Source organism: Mycolicibacterium peregrinum (assembly GCF_001665625.1).
GTDB lineage: Bacteria > Actinomycetota > Actinomycetes > Mycobacteriales > Mycobacteriaceae > Mycobacterium > Mycobacterium peregrinum_B.
The window spans coordinates 1-19894 of the sequence record NZ_LZSY01000181.1; the positions used below are offsets into that span (position 1 = coordinate 1).

General features: G+C 65.3%; 19 protein-coding genes and 2 tRNA genes. 7 read left to right on the forward strand and 14 right to left on the reverse strand.

Going from position 1 to position 19894, the window contains the following annotated elements:
- Positions 1 to 131: 131 nt before the first annotated feature.
- From A5779_RS29520 to A5779_RS29540, 5 genes are all read right to left on the reverse strand, one after another.
- A complete protein-coding gene (locus A5779_RS29520; RefSeq protein ID WP_055115595.1) occupies positions 132 to 455 on the reverse strand; it encodes a transglycosylase family protein in 324 nt (107 codons plus the stop codon).
- A 1049-nt stretch (positions 456 to 1504) separates the two neighbouring features.
- Positions 1505 to 2074, reverse strand: a complete 570-nt coding sequence (mobA, locus tag A5779_RS29525; protein ID WP_082941904.1) for a molybdenum cofactor guanylyltransferase — start codon at positions 2072 to 2074, stop codon at positions 1505 to 1507.
- Positions 2075 to 2111: 37 nt separating this feature from the next.
- The gene (locus tag A5779_RS29530) at positions 2112 to 3191 is read right to left on the reverse strand and encodes a 2-oxoacid:ferredoxin oxidoreductase subunit beta (RefSeq protein ID WP_055115600.1); all 1080 of its coding nucleotides are present in this window, start codon (positions 3189 to 3191) and stop codon (positions 2112 to 2114) included.
- Entirely contained in the window at positions 3188 to 5140 is a 1953-nt protein-coding gene (locus A5779_RS29535; RefSeq protein ID WP_064887272.1) for a 2-oxoacid:acceptor oxidoreductase subunit alpha, read from the reverse strand. The genes A5779_RS29530 and A5779_RS29535 overlap by 4 nt, the downstream gene beginning before the upstream one ends.
- Before the next feature lie 340 nt (positions 5141 to 5480).
- A complete protein-coding gene (locus tag A5779_RS29540) occupies positions 5481 to 6296 on the reverse strand; it encodes a PfkB family carbohydrate kinase (RefSeq protein WP_064887273.1) in 816 nt (271 codons plus the stop codon).
- 256 nt (positions 6297 to 6552) lie between these two features.
- Between A5779_RS29540 and A5779_RS29545 the strand changes: the two genes are divergently transcribed.
- Positions 6553 to 6738 (forward strand): hypothetical protein, encoded by a 186-nt coding sequence (locus tag A5779_RS29545; protein ID WP_082941903.1) that lies wholly within the window; start codon positions 6553 to 6555, stop codon positions 6736 to 6738.
- Between the two features lie 29 nt (positions 6739 to 6767).
- On the opposite strand, the gene A5779_RS29550 is transcribed toward A5779_RS29545, so the two are convergent.
- A complete protein-coding gene (locus A5779_RS29550) occupies positions 6768 to 7721 on the reverse strand; it encodes a LysR family transcriptional regulator (RefSeq protein WP_064887275.1) in 954 nt (317 codons plus the stop codon).
- A 116-nt stretch (positions 7722 to 7837) separates the two neighbouring features.
- Between A5779_RS29550 and A5779_RS29555 the strand changes: the two genes are divergently transcribed.
- The gene (locus A5779_RS29555; RefSeq protein WP_064887276.1) at positions 7838 to 10129 is read left to right on the forward strand and encodes an FdhF/YdeP family oxidoreductase; all 2292 of its coding nucleotides are present in this window, start codon (positions 7838 to 7840) and stop codon (positions 10127 to 10129) included.
- Positions 10129 to 10953, forward strand: a complete 825-nt coding sequence (gene fdhD, locus A5779_RS29560; protein WP_064887277.1) for a formate dehydrogenase accessory sulfurtransferase FdhD — start codon at positions 10129 to 10131, stop codon at positions 10951 to 10953. The genes A5779_RS29555 and fdhD overlap by 1 nt, the downstream gene beginning before the upstream one ends.
- A gap of 50 nt (positions 10954 to 11003) precedes the next feature.
- On the opposite strand, the gene clpX is transcribed toward fdhD, so the two are convergent.
- From clpX to A5779_RS29585, 5 genes are all read right to left on the reverse strand, one after another.
- The gene (gene clpX, locus A5779_RS29565) at positions 11004 to 12284 is read right to left on the reverse strand and encodes an ATP-dependent Clp protease ATP-binding subunit ClpX (protein WP_055115613.1); all 1281 of its coding nucleotides are present in this window, start codon (positions 12282 to 12284) and stop codon (positions 11004 to 11006) included.
- 418 nt (positions 12285 to 12702) lie between these two features.
- Positions 12703 to 13359, reverse strand: coding sequence for an ATP-dependent CLP protease proteolytic subunit ClpP2 (clpP2, locus tag A5779_RS29570; RefSeq protein WP_064887278.1), 657 nt, complete (start codon positions 13357 to 13359; stop codon positions 12703 to 12705).
- Entirely contained in the window at positions 13356 to 13958 is a 603-nt protein-coding gene (locus A5779_RS29575) for an ATP-dependent Clp protease proteolytic subunit (protein WP_019345228.1), read from the reverse strand. The genes clpP2 and A5779_RS29575 overlap by 4 nt, the downstream gene beginning before the upstream one ends.
- A 106-nt stretch (positions 13959 to 14064) precedes the next feature.
- A complete protein-coding gene (gene tig / locus A5779_RS29580; protein ID WP_064887279.1) occupies positions 14065 to 15453 on the reverse strand; it encodes a trigger factor in 1389 nt (462 codons plus the stop codon).
- 41 nt (positions 15454 to 15494) lie between these two features.
- Positions 15495 to 15568, reverse strand: a tRNA-Pro gene (locus A5779_RS29585).
- A gap of 126 nt (positions 15569 to 15694) precedes the next feature.
- Here A5779_RS29585 and A5779_RS29590 point away from each other — a divergent pair.
- A tRNA-Gly gene (locus tag A5779_RS29590) sits at positions 15695 to 15768 on the forward strand.
- A 114-nt stretch (positions 15769 to 15882) separates the two neighbouring features.
- Here the strand turns inward: A5779_RS29590 and A5779_RS29595 are convergent.
- Both A5779_RS29595 and A5779_RS34160 read right to left on the reverse strand, forming a co-directional pair.
- Positions 15883 to 16407 (reverse strand): MBOE_33420 family protein, encoded by a 525-nt coding sequence (locus A5779_RS29595; RefSeq protein WP_236734921.1) that lies wholly within the window; start codon positions 16405 to 16407, stop codon positions 15883 to 15885.
- Complete coding sequence (locus A5779_RS34160) at positions 16400 to 16546, reverse strand: hypothetical protein (RefSeq protein ID WP_088304406.1); 147 nt, start codon at positions 16544 to 16546, stop codon at positions 16400 to 16402. Before A5779_RS34160 ends, A5779_RS29595 begins: the two co-directional genes overlap by 8 nt.
- Positions 16547 to 16738: 192 nt before the next feature.
- Between A5779_RS34160 and A5779_RS29600 the strand changes: the two genes are divergently transcribed.
- Positions 16739 to 17020 carry a GlsB/YeaQ/YmgE family stress response membrane protein gene (locus A5779_RS29600; protein ID WP_039380771.1) on the forward strand — a complete coding sequence of 94 codons (282 nt, stop codon included), beginning with the start codon at positions 16739 to 16741 and terminating at the stop codon, positions 17018 to 17020.
- 145 nt (positions 17021 to 17165) lie between these two features.
- On the forward strand, positions 17166 to 17783 hold the full coding sequence (locus tag A5779_RS29605) for a maleylpyruvate isomerase family mycothiol-dependent enzyme (protein ID WP_064887281.1): 618 nt from the start codon (positions 17166 to 17168) through the stop codon (positions 17781 to 17783).
- Between the two features lie 18 nt (positions 17784 to 17801).
- Here A5779_RS29605 and A5779_RS29610 read toward each other — a convergent pair whose 3' ends face one another.
- Positions 17802 to 18863: a tetratricopeptide repeat protein gene (locus A5779_RS29610; RefSeq protein WP_064887282.1), complete on the reverse strand. Its 1062-nt coding sequence runs from the start codon at positions 18861 to 18863 to the stop codon at positions 17802 to 17804.
- Between the two features lie 430 nt (positions 18864 to 19293).
- Between A5779_RS29610 and A5779_RS29620 the strand changes: the two genes are divergently transcribed.
- Positions 19294 to 19894: serine hydrolase domain-containing protein (locus A5779_RS29620; RefSeq protein WP_131811710.1), on the forward strand; the 601-nt coding region annotated here is incomplete at its 3' end.

Genomic DNA, 19894 nt, shown 5'->3' on the forward strand with positions numbered 1-19894 from the left:
GGGGGCGGGGGGGGCGGGTTGTTTGGGGGGGGGGGGGGCGCGCGCGCCCCCCGGGGGGGCGCGCCCACCCCCCCCCGGGGGGCCCCCCCCCCCCCCCCCCACCGCTCCTTATCAAGTTGTCGTAGCGCGTACTAGCCGCGCTTGCCGCACACCGGCCACGCACCGATGCCCTGGCTGCGCAGCACGTTCTCGGCCACCCGGATCTGCTCCGAGCGCGAAGCCTGGTGCGGCGAACCGGAACCACCGTTGGCGCGCCAGGTGCCCATGTTGAACTGCAGGCCGCCGTAGTAGCCGTTACCGGTGTTGATCGCCCAGTTGCCACCCGACTCGCAGGCGGCGACGGCGTCCCAGTTGACGCTGTCCGCATTGGCGGTACCGGCACCCAGTGCCATGGGAGCGACAGCGAGCGCTCCGGCGATGATGCCCAGCCCAAACGTCTTGCGGATGTTCTTCACTTCATTCCTCTCGCCAAGCGCGCACCATCAACACCCGCGCCAGGCGGGTGCGGCAGCCTGAATCCAGGCCGGAAGGGTTGGTTCGCGCCGTCTCGGTCAGGCACGAAAGGGAGGGCCACAGTGCCCGGCCCGGGATCAGACCCAGGCCCCCGCGTCGGGCGTAATCGCCACCGCGGCCCCACTCACACGCAGGTTCTTGGTGTTGAAATTATTTGCTCCGTGTCGGAGACGCTTTGGACCGTACAAAGGTCTCGAAGAGAAGTCATCTCGATGTAGACACGATCGCGGAATTATCACGGACAGATAACGAGACGCTGAACGAATCGTTTGTGCAGGTCAGCGAGGGATGGCCGCCGTTACCGTTTCGTGATTGAAGCAAACGAAAGGTGAGGCAGATCACGCATTTTTTGTGAACTGGCCCACTTGATTCGGGTGCGACACCGCGAGCAAACAACGCCTGAGACAACAAATGCGCTGGTAGATGCCATCGACGAGTGTCACTCAGTGCCGGACCAACCGATTCTGTTCGCTGCGCAGACACAACTCTCGCGGTCCGGTCGGTGATCCGATCACGTTGGTACACAAGGGATATCGCGCCGGAAAGTCAGCGCGGCCGGACTGAACCACAACGCGACCGGCGCCCACCCAGCAGGTAACTGACTGGTCAAAACTCTTGAACTACAGCCACTTTCGTCGGTATCAGCACAATCGTCAGTCCGTCCGGCCAACTACGCGGAACGACCCAGGGACGCCCAGCTCCGACAAACAGAGCGGTCAGGGGCGTTTTGGCACAAACTTAGACAGACTGAACACAGTCCGGAGCGAATAACTGGATAAGTTCCCGCGCCAAGTAGAAAGATGAGTTCCATTGAACACCAGTAACTTTGACGCAGGCTCGACGTTCGCCCGATGATGACGTTTCCTGAATTGATCCGGCTTCCGAGCGCTCGAATACGGTGAAATTACCGGACAATTATCTCGAATCGGTAAATTGCGTCGAGTTACGGCGCGAATTCACAATTTGCTGAGCCGTAACCGACCCATTAGTTTCAGGCTCCGGCCAGATCGGCCGCGGTGTTGACGTTGGTGAGTGCTCGCTGCGGGGGCATCACGATCCGCTGCGTGTCGACGGACTCAGCCAGCGCCCGCATGCTGCGCCGGCCGTCGTGCACCAGGGCGGCGATCTGCGAGGTGAGCGCGCTGCGGTAAACCCCCGCCAGGTAGTGAGCCCTGCCATCCCAGGGCAGCACGATGTCGGCGGGCACCCGCTCGGCGGACGCCGCCAGGACATCGATCAGGTCGGACGTCAGATACGGCATGTCCACCGCGCAGACGAACGCGCGGTCCAAACCGGCCTCGGCGACGGCCCGCAACCCGCGACCCGTCGCCACCAGCGGCCCGACGCCGCGCACCTCGTCACGCAACACCTCGGCGCTCAATTCGGGCAGCGGCTGACCGGGCGCGGCGATGACAAACACCGGTGAGCACCGTTTACTCACGGCGGCGACCACGTGCTCGACCATCGTCGAGCCGTCGAACGGCAGCGTCGCCTTGTCGCGCCCCATACGGCGCGAAGCCCCGCCCGCCAGAACTACCGCGGCGAGCGGGGCTGTGCTCAGTTCGTTTCGGTCGACGAGGTCAGTGCGATCAGCGCGTTCAGTCCACGGTCCAGGTGTCTTTGCCACGCAGCAAGGATTGCAGAGCTGCGGTGTCATGGGGCTTGGATTCGATGGCCGTGTTGACCTGCTGACGCGCGGCGTCGTCGTAGGTGGGTCGGCTGACCTTCCGGAAGATGCCCATCACCATGTGATCGAGGTTCTGCTCACTCAAGCGCGACAGCGCGAAAGCGTAGGCGGGATCGTCGATCTCGGCGTTGTGGACCACGATGTCCTCGGCTGCGACCTCGGCCGTCTTGGCGACCTCCAGGCCGTACCCGGACTTGACCACGCAGTACTCGCCATCGGTACCGAACTTGATCGGCTCACCGTGGCTGACGTTGATCAGCCGCTCCTCGGCGCCTTCCTTGCGCAGCGCGTCGAACGATCCATCGTTGAAGATCGGGCAGTCCTGCATGATCTCCACCAGCGCGGCACCGCGGTGCTCGGCCGCGCCACGCAGCACCTCGGACAGGCCCTTGCGGTCGGAGTCCAGGGCGCGGCCGACGAACGTGGCCTCGGCGCCCAGCGCCAGCGACACCGGGTTGAACGGGTAGTCCAGGGAGCCCATCGGAGTGGACTTGGTGACCTTGCCGACCTCGGAGGTCGGCGAGTACTGGCCCTTGGTCAGGCCGTAGATCCTGTTGTTGAACAGCAGGATCGTGATGTTGATGTTGCGACGCAACGCGTGGATCAGATGGTTACCACCGATCGACAGCGAGTCACCGTCGCCGGTGACGACCCACACCGACAGGTCCGGGCGAGCCAGCGCCAGGCCGGTCGCGATGGTCGGGGCGCGCCCGTGGATCGAGTGAAAGCCGTAGGTCTCCAGGTAATACGGGAATCGGCTGGAGCAGCCGATACCACTGATGAACGCGATGTTCTCGCGCTTGAGGCCCAACTCCGGCAGGAAGTTGCGGATGGTGTTGAGGATGACGTAGTCACCGCACCCGGGGCACCAGCGGACCTCCTGGTCACTGGTGAAGTCCTTGCCCTTCTGCGGCTGGTCGGTGGTGGGCACCAGGGCGTTCTTGGTCAGAGCATCTGTCAGCCCCAGGTCTGCGCCGATCAGGTCAGTCATGCGTTCGCTCCCACAGCATTCGACTCGGTTGGTTCCTCGATGGTGGCTGCCGCCAGCCTCGCGAACTTGGCCTTGTCCGCTTCCTTCTCACCGAGCGTGCCGTCCAGCGCCGCATCGATGATGCCCTCGACCTCGTCGGCGAGGAAGGCCATGCCCTCCACCTTGGTCACCGACTGGACGTCGACCAGGTACTTGCCGCGCAGCAGTAGCGCCAGCTGACCGAGGTTCATCTCCGGCACCACCACCTTCGGGTAGCGGCGCAGCACCTCCCCGAGGTTGGCCGGGAAGGGATTGAGGTGGCGCAGATGGGCCTGGGCCACGTTGATGCCCTTGCGCCGGGCACGCCGGCACGCCTCGCCGACGGGGCCGTAGCTGCTCCCCCAGCCCAGCATCAGCAGTTCTGCGTCGCCGGTGGGGTCGTCGACCTCCAGATCGGGCACCGTGATGCCGGCGATCTTCTCCTGGCGCAACCGCACCATGAGGTCGTGGTTCTTGGGCTCGTAGGAGATGTTGCCCGAACCGTTGGCGGCCTCAAGGCCACCGATCCGGTGCTCCAGACCCGGGGTACCGGGCACCGCGAACTGGCGGGCCAGGGTCTCGGGGTCGCGGGCGTAGGGCGCGAACGGCTCGCCGGACTTGGCGAAGTTGTGCTCGATCGCCGGGTAGGTGCTGATGTCCGGGATCTGCCAGGGCTCAGAGCCGTTGGCGATCGCACCGTCGGACAGGATGATGACCGGGGTGTGGTAGTCGATCGCGATCCGCGAGGCCTCCACGGCGATGTCGAAGCAGTCCGACGGCGACTTCGGCGCCAGGACCGCGACCGGCGACTCGCCGTTGCGGCCGAACAGCGCCTGCAGCAGGTCAGCCTGCTCGGTCTTGGTCGGCAGTCCCGTCGACGGGCCACCGCGCTGCACGTCCACGATGAGCAACGGCAGTTCGGTCATCACGGCCAGGCCGATCGCCTCGGACTTGAGCGAGACGCCCGGGCCCGAGGTGCTGGTGACACCCAATGCGCCGCCGTAGGAGGCGCCGATGGCGGCGCCGATACCGGCGATCTCGTCCTCCGCTTGGAAGGTCAAGACGTTGAAGTTCTTGTGCTTGGACAGCTCATGGAGGATGTCCGACGCCGGGGTGATCGGGTAGGTGCCCAGCACCACCTGGATCTGGGCCAGGTGTCCGGCGGCCACGATGCCGTAGGCCAGCGCGGTGTTGCCCGAGATCTGGCGGTATTCACCGGACTTGAGCTTCGCCGGCGACACCTCGTAGGTGGTGGCGAACGCTTCGGTGGTCTCGCCGTAGTTCCAGCCGGCCTTCAGCGCCAGGACGTTGGCCTCGGCCACGTCGGGCTTGCGGGAGAACTTCTCGCGGATGAACCCCTCGCTGTGCTCGAGCTCGCGGCCGTACATCCACGACAGCAGACCGAGGGCGAACATGTTCTTGGCGCGCTGGCCGTCCTTCTTGGTGGCGCCGATCGCCTCGACCGCACCCAGGGTCAGCGTCGTCATCGCGACGGACGTCACCACGTAGTCCGACAACGTGTCATCCTCTAGCGGATTGCTGTCGTACCCGACCTTGGCGAGGTTGCGCTTGGTGAATTCATCGGAGTTGGCGATGATCAGGCCGCCGCGGGGCAGATCCGAGACGTTGGCCTTGAGCGCGGCGGGGTTCATCGCCACGAGCACGTCCGGGCGGTCACCGGCGGTGAGGATGTCGTAGTCGGCGATCTGGATCTGGAACGACGACACACCGGGCAGGGTGCCCTGTGGCGCGCGGATCTCGGCCGGGTAATTCGGCTGGGTCGCCAAGTCGTTGCCGAACAGTGCAGCTTCAGAAGTGAAGCGGTCACCGGTCAGCTGCATACCGTCGCCGGAATCGCCGGCGAAGCGGATGACGACCTTCTCGAGCTTCTGCCGCGGCGCGGCGCCATTGCCGTTGCCGTTCTTACCCACGGCTACCGCCTTTCACACTGCTTTGACCACGTCTTTCCGGGCCGCTGTCTCGTAACCTGCCGCCGGATCGAACGTCCACCGAATTTTGATGTCACTACCAGTACCGATTATTGCACTGCTCTTAGGCTGCGCTTCACCCCGTCGCGCCCCGACACGCGGGTGAGATCCCGGCGAAGACGCTGTTCACTGACGTGAACAAGCCCCATTTGAGACAAAACTGTGGTTTTCGTCACGTTTAGGAGAATGCCATTCTCTAAGGAAAAGGCTACTGGCCGGTAGCTCTCCGCTAGCACCGGCAAGCACGAACTTGACACCTGTCGAGTCTAACCCCTGCGGACACCTACCCACGATCGGCGTGCACCCGCTTGTCCAACTCCCCGGCCACGAGTGCGCTCGCCGCCTCCGCGGCACGACCCGGGTCGTGCCCCACCGCGCGGTGCGCGACATAACAGGCGGTGAACATGTCCCCCGCCCCCGTGGTCTGGACGTCCAGCACCTGCCAGGCTGCCGGCACCCTTTGCACCGCACCGTCCATATAGATGTCACACCCCTCGGAGCCGTAGGTCACCAGGATCTCTGCGACACCGAGTCGTTGTGCGGCCGACACGTCGAACACCCCGTCGGCAACGATCACCGCCTCGTCCTCGGCGAGTTTGAGGATGTCGACGTTCACGAGCAGGTCTGCAGCAAAGTGACGATCCTCGACCAGCGGCCCCAATCGGTCGGCCCGCACCAGACCCTGCCCGTCATAGGCGATGCGATGGCCGCGTGCCGCCAGGGCAGCGAGCGTCTCGGCTGGGAAATCGGTGCGCAGCAAGGGAGCCAGGTGCACCCACGTCGTCACCGGATCCGCCACGTCGATGTCCGCGGCCGTCCAGACCGGTCCGATCGACTGCACGCCCATGCGCCGGTGGTCGGTGTCGTCGTAGTCGAGGCTGAACGAACTCGTCTCCGCGGAGGGCAGGATCTGTACCAGCGGCCCGAACCGCGCGCGAAGCCCGTCGAACAGGACGTGATCGCGTTCCGCGCCCATCGCGATGATCCGGCCGGGCCCGCCCGCGGCCTGCAGGGCCACTCCGGCGAACGAGGCACATCCTCCGGGGCTGGGCGGCGCCCCGTTGATGATGTCGATCGCGAGGTTGCCGAGCACGGTCACCCCGGGGGCTAGCTCTCGTGGCATGGATGAAGTCTCCCGGTCAGAGCAGTCGCCCCGCTCTTCGGCCCCGCCCGATCCCCGACCCGAGATCGAAATGTGACCCAGGTCTCACCCACTGATATGGAATGCCCCGCGGCGGATACGCATTGGAGAACACATAGGCAACCGATGTGACGATGAAGGGTATTGCGAGATGCGCGTGGATTCGAGAACCAAACTTCTCCTCTGTACCGCCGGATTTGCAGCAGTAGCAGCCATGGCCGTAGTCGGCCTCGAAACGGCCCAGATCGACACCGCACCCGAAATGTCCGTGCCCGCAGCCGAACCGACCATGCACTTCGGCGAGACCGTCACCCAATCCGTGGCGCCATCCGCACCCGACACACCTGCCGCCACGCCGCCGGTCAAGGCTCAACCGGCCCCCACCGCCGAGCCCGGCTGAGCCGGTAGGGGCACCCGCGTAACCGCCGTCTACCCAGGCCCGGCGCTTGTCTGCCCCGTCTCGTCCCACCAGCGGTCGATGCGGGCACCGAGATCGAGAACGGCAGCGACCTCGACGAGCGCGGCAGCCACGATCGACGCGGGCGCACGGTCAAGCACCACGAGTCCGATCGCCGGGCGCGGACCGTGCTGCACCATCGGCCGCGCCGCAAAACCCGGCGGCACTCCCAACTGCTGCAACCATGCGGTGGAGGCGATGGTCGCGCGCGGCGAGTTCGTCAGGTGCGCATACAGCGCATCGACCGAATCCGCCTCCACCACAGGCCGATACCGCACCCCCTCGGCGGCCATGTTGGCATCGAGGATGCGGCGGTTGCGCATCGTGGTGGTCAGTACGCAGAGCTGCAGACCAGCCGCGTCCGCCCACGCGATCTCCGGCCGACTCATCAACGCATGATCGGCCGGCGCCACCAGGACATAGCGCTCCCGGTACATCTCCACCGACCGCGTACCGGGCGGGGCTTCGTCGTCGAGATAGGTCAGGCCGGCGTCGATCTCGAAATCGGCCAGCCGCCGGGCGATCTCGCGGGATGACAGGGCCTCGATGCGCACCGACGCCGCCGGGTTGCGGCGCAGAAACTCCGTGGTGATGAACGGACCCGTCGGCACCGCCGTCGGTATCGCACCGATCCGGGCCGTGACGGTCAACCGTCCGCGCATCCGGTCGATGTCGGCGAGCATGTCATCGCGTTCCGCAACGATCCGCTGGGCCCATGTCACGACCCGTTGCCCCTCTTCGGTGAACCCTTCGAACCGCTGCCCCCGCTGCACGATGACGATGCCCAGCTCGCGCTCGAGTCGCTGGATCGCCACCGACAGCGTCGGTTGGCTCACGTGGCACCGGGCGGCCGCCCGGCCGAAGTGCCGCTCGGTCGCGAGCGCCAGCAGGTAGTCGAGCTGCTGTAGCAGCACATCGCTCGCCATGACTCCCTGCCTTCGTCGAAGTTCGATAGAAAGCATCTATCACTGCATGTGAAATATCGAATATGGACGGCCGCCAAGCGGCGGGTCCATCGGTTTTCGGGGACTAGATTGGGTTCATGACCAGCGCCAGAGACATCGATGCCGACTATGACGAGCACAACGTCATCAGCACCGGCGCCAAAGACGAGGCCGCCGGCGTCAAGGCGGTCCTGGTCAGCATGCAGCGCGGGTTCGAGCAGATGGGCCCGCTGCGCACGGCCGCCGCGTTGACCAAGCTCAATCAGCGCCACGGGTTCGACTGCCCGGGCTGCGCATGGCCCGAGGAACACGGTGGCCGCAAGCTGGCCGAGTTCTGCGAGAACGGCGCGAAGGCGGTCGCCGAGGAAGCCACCAAGCGGGTAGTGACGCCGGAGTTCTTCGCCCGGCACACCATCGCCGAACTCGAGACCAAACCCGAGTACTGGCTGTCCCAGCAGGGCCGCCTGGCCCAGCCGATGGTCCTCGCGCCCGGCGAGTCGTATTACCGGCCCATCGAGTGGGACGACGCCTACCGCTTGATCGCCGAACACCTCAATGCGCTGGCATCTCCGGACGAGGCGCTGTTCTACACGTCCGGGCGCACCAGTAACGAGGCGGCGTTCCTCTATCAGCTGATGGTCCGCAGCTTCGGCACCAACAACCTGCCGGACTGCTCGAACATGTGTCACGAATCCTCGGGCACGGCACTGACCGAGTCGATCGGCATCGGCAAGGGCTCGGTCACGGTCGAGGACGTCACCGAGGCCGACCTGATCCTGATCGCCGGGCAGAATCCCGGCACCAACCACCCCCGCATGCTGTCGGTGTTGGAGAAGGCAAAAGCCAACGGCGCCAAGATCGTTGCGATCAATCCCCTACCCGAGGCCGGTCTGATCCGGTTCAAGGACCCGCAGAAGGTGCACGGTGTGGTCGGGCACGGAGTTCCGATCGCGGACGAGTTCGTCCAGATCCGCCTCGGTGGGGACATGGCGCTGTTCGCCGGTCTGGGCCGGCTGCTGCTGGAAGCCGAGGACGCCATGCCGGGCACGGTGTTGGACCGGGAGTTCATCGAGGCCCATTGCGCAGGCTTCGACGACTATGCCCGCCAGACCCGCGCGGTCGACCTCGCCACCGTGACCGAGGCCAGCGGCATCGACGAGACGCAACTGCGCCGGGTCGCCGACATGCTGATCGCCTCGCAGCGAACGGTGATCTGCTGGGCGATGGGCCTCACCCAGCACCGCCACGCCGTGGCCACCATCGGCGAGGCTACCAACCTGCTGTTCATGCGGGGCATGATCGGCAAACCAGGTGCCGGAGTGTGCCCGGTACGCGGGCACTCCAACGTGCAGGGCGACCGCACCATGGGTATCTGGGAGAAGATGCCCGAGAAGTTTCTGGATGCGCTCGACAACAGGTTCGGCATCGCCAGTCCCCGCAAGCACGGTTATGACACCGTCGACGCGATCCGCGCGATGCGCGACGGCCTCGCCAAGGTGTTCATCGGGATGGGCGGAAACTTCGTCTCGGCCACGCCCGACACCGAAGTCACCGAGGCCGGCCTACGCAGTTGCGCTCTGACCGTTCAGATTTCGACAAAGCTGAACCGCAGTCACCTGGTCCACGGTCGCACCGCGCTCATCCTGCCCACGCTGGGCCGCACCGACAAGGACTTCCAGGCCGGCGGCAAACAGATGGTGTCCGTCGAGGATTCGATGTCGATGGTGCACCTGTCCCGCGGCAGTCTGACCCCGCCGAGCGAGCACTTGCGCAGCGAGGTCGCAATCGTCTGTCAGCTGGCTCGCGAACTGCTGGGCCCGGAGCATCCGGTGCCGTGGGAGCAGTTCAACGGCGACTACGACCGCATCCGTGACGCCATCGCCGATGTGGTGCCCGGCTGCGCAGACTACAACCGCAAGATCCGTCAGCCCGATGGATTCCAGTTGCCCCACCCGCCCCGCGACTCCCGCGAATTCCGCACCACCACAGGTAAAGCCAACTTCTCGGTGCAGCCTCTGGAATGGGTGAGGGTACCGAAGGGCCGCCTGGTCCTGCAGACGCTGCGCAGTCACGATCAGTACAACACCACCATCTACGGCCTGGACGACCGTTACCGCGGTGTGAAGGGTGGCCGCCGCGTGGTGTTCGTCAACCCCGCCGACCTCCAGACCATGGGCTTGGCCGCCGGCGACCGGGTCGATCTCGTCTCGGAATTCAACGGGCAGGAGCGCCGCGCGAAGGACTTCCTGATCGTCGAGTACTCCACCCCGCAGGGCAACGCCGCCGCCTACTACCCGGAGACCAATCCACTGGTCCCCCTTGATCACACGGCCGAGAAATCGAACACGCCGGTGTCGAAGGCCGTCGTCATCCGGTTGGAGAAGGTCTAGTGGGACGGGTGACCGCCCGGCGCCGCGCCCACCACGTCACCGGCGCGACTGCCGAAGCCCGGCCGGAAACGCTGGTGGTCGAGGAACCGCTGGAGATCCGCGTCGACGGCACTGCCATCACCGTCACGATGCGCACGCCCGGGGCCGATGTCGAATTGGCCCAAGGGTTTCTGCTGACCGAGGGGTTGATCCGACAGCGCGAGGATCTGGTGTCGGTGCGCTACTGCCGGGGTGCCGATGAGGACGGGGTCAATACGTACAACGTCTTGGACGCGACCTTGGCCCCGGATGTGCCCAAGCCCGAGGTTGACGTGACCCGCAACTTCTACACCACCTCGTCATGCGGGGTGTGCGGCAAGGCCTCGCTGGAGGCGGTGCGGCTGAGCAGCAGGCACTGCCCCGGCGATGACCCGTCCACGGTCCCTGCTCCGGTGCTCTCGGCGATGCCGGCGAAACTGCGTGAGGCCCAGAAGGTGTTCGCCAGCACCGGCGGCCTGCACGCGGCGGCGCTGTTCACCGTCGACGGCACCATGCTCGTCGTCCGTGAGGACATCGGCAGACACAACGCCGTCGACAAGGTCATCGGTTGGGCACTGGAGCACAACCGCGTTCCGTCAAGCGGCACAGTGCTTCTGGTGAGCGGCCGCGCCTCGTTCGAGCTCACCCAGAAGGCGGTGATGGCGGGCATCCCGATCCTGGCCGCCGTCTCGGCGCCGTCCTCGCTCGCTGTCGATCTGGCCAGCCAATCGGGTCTGACCCTGGTGGCTTTCCTGCGGGGCGATTCGATGAACGTCTACACCCGCCCCGATCGCGTCACCCGCTGAGCTGCCGAATGCAAAAAGCCCCGCCGTAGCGGGGCTTTTGCTTGTGCAGGTCAGGCGGTCTTGTCGCGCCGCTCCGAACGCGAGGGCTTACGCGGCACGATGGTCGGCAGCACGTTGTCCTGCACGGTCTCCTTCGTGACGACCACCTTGGCGACGTCGTCGCGGCTCGGGATGTCGTACATCACCGGCAGCAGGACTTCCTCCATGATGGCGCGCAGGCCGCGGGCACCGGTGCCGCGGTGGATGGCCTGATCGGCGATGGCCTCCAACGCCTCGTCGGTGAACTCCAGTTCCACACCGTCCATCTCGAACAAGCGGACGTACTGCTTGACCAGCGCGTTCTTGGGCTCCGAGAGGATCTTGACCAAGGATTCCTTGTCCAGGTTGGTCACCGAGGCGACGACCGGCAGACGGCCGATGAACTCGGGGATCAGACCGAACTTGATCAGGTCCTCCGGCATGACCTCGGCGAAGTGGTCCTGGGTGTCGATCTCGGCCTTGGACCGCACCTCGGCACCGAAGCCCAGGCCGCGCTTGCCGACGCGGTCGGACACGATCTTCTCCAGGCCGGCGAACGCCCCCGCAACGATGAACAGCACGTTGGTGGTGTCGATCTGGATGAATTCCTGGTGCGGATGCTTGCGCCCACCCTGCGGCGGAACCGAGGCCTGGGTGCCCTCCAGGATCTTCAGCAGGGCCTGCTGCACGCCTTCCCCGGAGACATCGCGGGTGATCGACGGGTTCTCGCTCTTACGGGCGATCTTGTCGACCTCGTCGATGTAGATGATGCCGGTCTCGGCGCGCTTGACGTCGTAGTCGGCGGCCTGAATCAGCTTGAGCAGAATGTTCTCGACGTCCTCGCCCACATATCCGGCTTCGGTCAGCGCGGTGGCGTCGGCGATGGCGAACGGCACGTTGAGCATCTTGGCCAGGGTCTGGGCAAGGTAGGTCTTACCGCAGCCGGTGGGGCCCAGCATCAGGATGTTGGACTTGGTCAGCTCGACGGGCTCGGAGCGGGAATCGCGGGACTTCTCCTGCGCCTGGATCCGCTTGTAGTGGTTGTAGACGGCCACGGCCAGCGTGCGCTTCGCCGTGTCCTGACCGATGACGTAGCCCTCGAGGAAATCCCGGATCTCAGCCGGTTTGGGCAGCTCGTCGAGCTTGACGTCGTCAGCGTCGGCGAGTTCCTCCTCGATGATCTCGTTGCACAGGTCTATGCACTCGTCGCAGATGTACACGCCAGGACCAGCAATGAGCTTTTTGACTTGCTTTTGGCTCTTGCCGCAGAACGAGCACTTCAGCAGGTCACCGCCGTCTCCGATGCGCGCCATATGGGGAGGTCCTACTTCCTGTTCGCAGGTCGGTCGTTACGCCACTTGCTCGGTTACCTCGGGCGTTAACCCGACGCTACCCGTTCGTTCTGTCACGGTGCGACCGATAAGGCCGAATCGCTCCAGTGGTATTTGTTCGTGTGCAGGAGAACATATCTCTCCCGGCGGCTCGTCACCCGTCGGCGCGCTGACCGTGTCCCTGGCGTGTCGTCGGGGAACGCCGACGAATAACCGCGCGCCGCGGCCCTGGCCCGGCATTTATCGTGGTCGACGATACCGCGCGCCTCTCGGGCACCCGGGTAACCGCAGGTCAGCACAGTTCCCACCGCCGCCCTGACGACGCACGCCCCGCACCGGAGTGACCGGGCAGGGCGTGTGTCATCGGGCTGGAAGTTGCCACCGAAAGTGCGGGTGGCGCTTAGGCCTGCGCGGACAGCTTGCGGTACTCCAGGACCGTGTCGATGATCCCGTATTCCTTGGCATCGGCCGCGGTGAGGATCTTGTCGCGGTCGGTGTCCTTGCGGATGACCTCGGGGTCCTTGCCGGTGTGGCGGGCCAGCGTGGTCTCCATGAGGGTGCGCATCCGCTCGATCTCGGCGGCCTGGATCTCCAGGTCCGAGAACTGACCCTGGATCACTCCGGACAGCGAAGGCTGGTGGATCAGCACCCGGGCGTTGGGCAGGGCCAGACGCTTACCCGGGGTACCGGCGGCCAGCAGCACCGCAGCGGCCGAGGCGGCCTGACCGAGGCACACCGTCTGGATGTCGGCGCGCACGTACTGCATGGTGTCGTAGATCGCCATCAGCGACGTGAACGAGCCACCGGGCGAGTTGATGTACATGGTGATGTCACGGTCGGGATCCAGCGACTCCAGCACGAGCAGCTGGGCCATGATGTCGTTGGCCGACGCGTCGTCCACCTGCACGCCGAGGAAGATGATGCGTTCCTCGAACAGCTTGTTGTACGGGTTGGATTCCTTGACACCGAAGCTGCTGTGCTCGATGAACGACGGCAGGATGTAGCGGGCCTGCGGCTGCACGCGGGCGTCCAATGACGGATGAATCTGATCGGTCATTTGTCTAGTCCTGCCGTCGGGCCCGAACCGTTGAGGTTGGCGCTGGTGATGATGTGATCCACAAACCCGTACTCCAGAGCCTCCTGCGCAGTGAACCAGCGGTCACGATCGGAGTCGGCCTCGATCTGCTCGACGGACTTGCCGGTGAACTCCGCGTTGAGCCGGAACATTTCCTTCTTGATGACGTGGAACTGCTCGGCCTGGATGGCGATGTCCGCGGCACTGCCGGTGACGCCACCGAGCGGCTGGTGCATCAGGACCCGGGCGTGCGGCAAAGCATGACGCTTGCCCTTGGTGCCCGCGGCGAGCAGGAATTCACCCATCGAGGCGGCCATGCCCATCGCGTAGGTGGCGACATCGCAGGGCGCCAGCACCATCGTGTCGTAGATGGCCATACCGGCGCTGATCGAGCCGCCCGGCGAGTTGATGTAGAGGTGGATGTCCTTGGTCGGATCCTCCGCCGACAGCAACAGGATCTGCGCGCACAGCTTGTTGGCGATGTCGTCATCCACTTGGGAGCCCAGGAAGATGATGCGCTCGGCAAGCAAGCGCTCATAGACGGAGTCGACGAGGCTGAACCCGCTCCCGTTCGAACGCATGTCAGTCACGACTGGATACCTGCTTTCTCTCACGCGTTGGTACTGACGACACTAACGAAACTGGGGCGTGACGCACTCCCGTACGGGGGCGCGTTCGCTCACAGCGTCATTCAGCGGCGTCAGCGTCCTTGTCGGCGGCCTCGTCGTCCTGCTCGCCCTCGGCCTGGGCAGCCTCGGCCGGGCCGAAGAACTCCGTGGTGTCGATCACGGTGCCGTCGGTGTCGGTCACGGTGGCTGCGTGCACCACAGCGGCGATGGTCAGGCCGCGACGCACGTCGGCGAACATGGCCGGCAGCTGGTTGTTCTGCTGCAGGATCTGGATCAGCTGCTGGGGCTCGATGCCGTACTGACGCGACATCAGCACGAGACGCTCGGTGAGGTCGTTCTGGCCGACCTGGATGTCGAGCTTGTCCGCGACGGCGTCCATCAAAAGCTGGGTCTTGACGGCCTTTTCGGCGTTCGTCTTGTTCTCGGCGTCGAATTCCTCACGGCTGCTGCCCTGTTCGGTCAGCTGCTCGGCGAACTTGTCCTCGTCATGGTCGAGACCATGGATCGCGTTGTGCAGCGCGTCGTCGATCTGGGCCTGAACGATCTTCTCCGGCAACGGAACCTCGGTCTGCTCCAGCAGCGCTTCGATGGCCTTGTCGCGAATCTGCTCGGCCTGCTGCACGCTCTTGACCCGGCGCACCTGGTCGATGAGGCTTTCCTTGAGCTCACCGATGGTGTCGAATTCGCTTGCCAGCTGGGCGAAGTCGTCGTCGGCCTCGGGCAGCTCGCGCTCCTTGACCGACTTCACGGTCACCGTCACGTCGGCGTCCTGGCCGGCGTACTCACCGGCGGCAAGCTTGGTGGTGAAGACCTTGGACTCGCCGACCTTCAGACCGGTGATCGCATCGTCGAGGCCCTCAATCAGCTGACCGGAACCGACCTCGTGCGACAGGCCCTCGGTGGCGGCCTCGGGCACCTCGGTGCCGTCGACGGTCGCCGACAGGTCGATCGAGACGAAGTCGCCTTCTTGTGCACCGCGCTCGACGCCGGTCAGGGTGCCGAAACGGGCCCGCAGCGACTGCAGCTCGGCGTCGACCTCGTCGTCCTCGACCTTGATCGGGTCGACGGTGATCTTGAGTGCGTCGAACTCGGGCAGGGTGATCTCGGGACGCACGTCGACCTCGGCGGTGAACGCCAGTTCCTGGCCGTCCTCCAGCTTGGTCACCTCGATCTCGGGCTGACCCAGCGGCTTGACGTCGGAGGCCGTGACGGCCTCGCTGTAGCGGCTCGGCAGCGCGTCGTTGACGACCTGCTCCAGCACCGCGCCGCGGCCGACACGGGCCTCCAGCAACTTGCGCGGAGCCTTGCCCGGACGGAATCCGGGCAGGCGGACCTGCTGGGCCAGCGCCTTGAACGCGCGATCGAAATCGGGCTCAAGCTCGGTGAAGGGCACCTCCACATTGATGCGCACCCGGGTGGGGCTCAACTGCTCGACCGTGCTCTTCACTGTTCCTGCTCCTAAATAGTTCTTTCGTACTGGCGGGTGAGTCGGGGTGACAGGATTTGAACCTGCGGCCTTCCGCTCCCAAAGCGGATGCGCTACCAAGCTGCGCTACACCCCGTGGTGGTGGTCCACCCGCCGCGGCAAAACCCACGAACGGACCACGCGAGATACTACGTGCTCACGGCACAGAGCATTCAATTGGCTTTGATCGGGGGCACCCCGGTACAGTGCTGATGCTGCACATGCGGGCGTAGCTCAATGGTAGAGCCCTAGTCTTCCAAACTAGCTACGCGGGTTCGATTCCCGTCGCCCGCTCCATTGAACCGCCCCGATGGGGCGGTTTTTTGTTAGCCGGGCCGCCGTTTTCCACCTGAGGGGTCGCTGCGCGACGCGTTCCATGACCCACGCGTAGAAAAGCGATGCTTACCCGGCTCAGGCGCCCTGCGGCGGGTCGATCGGGTTCAGCGATATAGGCAGCCAATGGGTGCCTGGTCCCTCACCGGGGCAACCGGGCCCCTCGGTGATGAGGGTGCGTTCTCCGAAGAAACTGCCGTCCGGGTTCGGGATCCAGTAATCCGAGCGCCGGGCCTGCACCGCGCTGTTCGGGTCACTGCGATCGCAGAAGTAGGGATACTCACCGCTCGTCTCCCAACGGTTGCCGTTCCAGCGGTACTCATATGCCACGGGGGCACCCGGGTTGCGAGCGTGATCGTCCGAATTGTCCATGCGCGCAACGCATCCGTTCACGTCACAGTCGGTCGTGAATTCGACAGGCACCGTCATCGGGTTCATCGGGGTCGGCATACCGTTGAACGTCTGCTTCGAGAAGTCGATGAACAGGTTGTAGTGCCCGTACAGCGGCGGTGGTTCGACTCGATCCGCATGAGCAACCGGAATCCCAATCGATACGGCCCCAGCGAACACGCCGACGAGGGCGAACCTCACGGCGCTAGTCATCTTTGTCGTCATCACGGTGCGCAGCCTCGATCACTTCGGGTGGCACGGGCTTGGCGAGCCAGGCACGGATCCGCAGCAACCCACCGGCAACCGCCCCGATGGCGAACACCGCGGCAAGCACCCAGAGCGCAACCGACACGAGGCCGATTATCGCGCGGTCATAGCGGTCTACGTGCGGTTTCGAGCCCGACGGGCCCGAGCGGTTTACCGACGAGTAGGCGACTGCTGGGTATCGACTACATCTCGGCGCGGGCGGACAGCCCCAATTCGGAGGACAGTGGTGTACATCACACCGGCGAAATGGAAGTCGGCTTGAACGAAAGGCAGCGAGATGATCGGAGCAATTATCAGCGCAATCGTCGTCGGCGCGATTATCGGCGTCCTTGCGCGACTCATCATGCCCGGTAGGCAGAACTTGAGCACACTCATGACGGTGTTGCTCGGGATCGCCGGAGCCCTGCTGGGCTCCTGGATCACTTCGGCCTTCGGTTACAGCAACGCGAACGGCGGGTTCCAGATCATCCCGTTCGTCGTTGGCGTCGTGGTGGCGATCGTGCTGATCGCGGTCTACACCGGCCTTTCCGGCCGACGCGGCACGCCTGTCGGTCACTAAGTGCGGAACCCGGGCTCCGCCGATCGTGTTCCTCGATCGGCGGAGCCTCCTTTTGCGTCATCGTCAGCTGGCGCAGGACAGCCTCGTCCCGGCGCCTGTTTAGATCTTGTTGACCGGGTCAGGTTTTCGAGCGACGGGGACGCGAATGAACTACCACGTCCTGGCCCGTCGGGAACGTGAGGAATTCGCCGACCTGCTCGAAGGGTTGGCCCCGCACGAATGGAAAGCTCCGACGTTGTGCGCAGGCTGGACTGTCCGCGATGTCGCCGCCCACACCGTCGCCTACCTCGGGCAGACCCGACTGGGACTCACCGCCGCGATGCTGGCCGCGCGAGGTCAGGTGGACCGGATCAACGATCGCGCGCTGCGGGCCGGGGCGGGCCTCGGACCTGACGAACTCTGCACCCTGATGCGGGCCGGCGTGGATCCATCGGGCGTTGCCGCACTCTACGGCTGCCGGGTGGCGCTCATCGAGTGCCTGGTCCACCAGCAGGACATCCGGCGTCCGCTCGGACGGCCGCGCACGATCCCAACCGCCGCGCTGCTGGCATCCCTGACGTTTGCCCGTCACAGCCCGGTCATCGGCGGGGCCCGGCGGACCCGCGGCCTGCGGCTGATCGCCACGGATGTCGACTGGTCGGCCGGCCGCGGGCCAGAGATCCACGGGCCGGGCGAGGCGCTGCTGCTGGCGATGACCGGACGCGTCGAAGCGGTTGCCCATGAGCTGCAGGGGCCTGGCCTCGTCCATCTCCGTCGACGATGACGCACCCCGATTGCGGGATTACTGGATTTCGGATCGAACTTCGTCGAGCCACTCCTTGTCTAGTCGGGGCGCTACCCACGACACAACGACCGCAAGCAGCAAGGTGCCCGCAAGGATCAACTGGTGGACCGGCGCCCCGAGCGCGAACGCGCCCAACACGGCGACCACCAAGACGCAAAGTCCGAGATAGATCCGCGGCGACCGGTATCCGGGCTGGCGGAGAACGACCGGCCAGAGGTGCCGCGGCAGACTGCGCGCCAATCGCCCGAACATCACCAACAAGACGACGCAGCCGACGCCGGCGACGACCCGCCCCGCCTGACCTGACGCACTGGTGCGCTCAACCCTGAACAGGATCCACAGCACAAGCCAGGCCGCAAGAGTCGTCCAGCACAACCAGGCACGGACGGTGGCGGCGATGTTCGCGCGAACCTTGTCACCGAGGTGCGGATCAAGCTGTGCTGCTTGACGAAATCCAACGATCGCGCTGAACAGTTTCCTGCTGTGCGCCCGGTTCACCGCGACGTTGTGCAACGCCTGCGCGTGTCCGGGTTCGAGCCGCAGCGCCATCTCGTGCTCCGCTGTCGACTCTGCCAGCCTCCCCACCATGCCGAGAACTACCCCCATCAGGTCGTGGGTATCGGCATCATCCGGCGCCAAGCGCAGCGCCTCGGCCGCCACCGGAAGCGCAGCCTCGGCATCGCCCGCCGATACCAGGAGCCGGGCGTACTCGAAGTGCGTCATCGAGTCCAGCGGAGCGACTTCGACCGCCCTTCGGGCCCATGACAGCCCCTCCTCCTGTCGGTCGAGGGCATCAAGGACCGACGCATAGATTCGCATCGGATAGGCAGCTTCGGGAGTGCGGCTCAGCGCGTCGCGGACGGTCCGCTCCGCAGCGTGGTGGTCGCCGGAGAGATGCTGGGTCCGTGCCAATTCGCTGAGCAGCGCCTCATCGTGCGGGTTGTTCGCCAACGCTGCGCGCAGCACTTCCTCGGCACGCCGGAAATTGCGGACTTCCAGATAACAGTCAGCCTGGATGATCGCGCTCGCAGTGTGGTCGCCGTCGGAGTCGAAGGTCATCGAAACCTCCTGCAGCGCTTGCGGTTTGCCAGGTCGGTATGAGCGTCAATAAGGTTGTCGAACTCGATGATGTTGCGAGCGACGTCGAACCACTGACCGGTACTCCGCCTAACCCGACGCATTGCCACGGCAGCCGCCGACTCACGAACAAGGGCGTCCTGTGCCATGTGCCCCCCATCGCCGGCGAATTGCGATGGTAATGGCAAGGAACGTCGGGCAATGGCGATTCTGGCGACCGACGTGTTGGCGAGAACCATCACGGCCCCGTCTCGAACGGCTTGCGATTCCGTGCCACGGGGATGCTTTGCGGTTGCCGTCCGCCTACCGTGAGTAACAGGTGCGGACCGTCGACCGATCTTGAAGATGGCAGCGCAAGCAGACAACTACGCGCACCGCTGCCGTAAAGCCACCGCACTTGTGCAGGAGACGAATGCCCGCTACGACCCTGATCGCAGGCACCTGCGCACCGGAATTCGCCCGGGTGCGTGATGCCTTCGCGGACAACTTCGCCCACCACAATGAGGTCGGCGCGGCTGTCGCGGTCTGGGTTGAGGGCGACCTGGTGGTCAACCTGTGGGGCGGATCGGCCGATGCGGCAGGCAGCCGACCCTGGCAGCAGGACACCCTGGCCAGTGTGTACTCGGGATCCAAGGGGTTGTTGAGCACCTGCATCCACCTGTTGGCCGACCGCGGTGAGATCGATCTGGATGCACCGGTCGCCCGGTACTGGCCCGAGTTCGGCCAGGCCGGAAAGCAGAACATCACCGTCGCGATGGTGCTCGGCCATCGCTCGGGTGTGATCGGTCCGCGCGAACCGATGGACTGGCGGCAGGTGACCGACTGGGACGCGGTGTGCGCCCGGATCGCAGCCGCGACTCCGTGGTGGCCGCCGGGCAGCGCTCAGGGCTATCAGGTGGTGACGTTCGGGTTCATCCTCGGCGAGGTGGTGCGCCGGGTCACCGGCCGCACCATCGGTCAATACCTGCGCACCGAGGTCGCCGAACCGTTGGGCGCCGATATCCACATCGGAC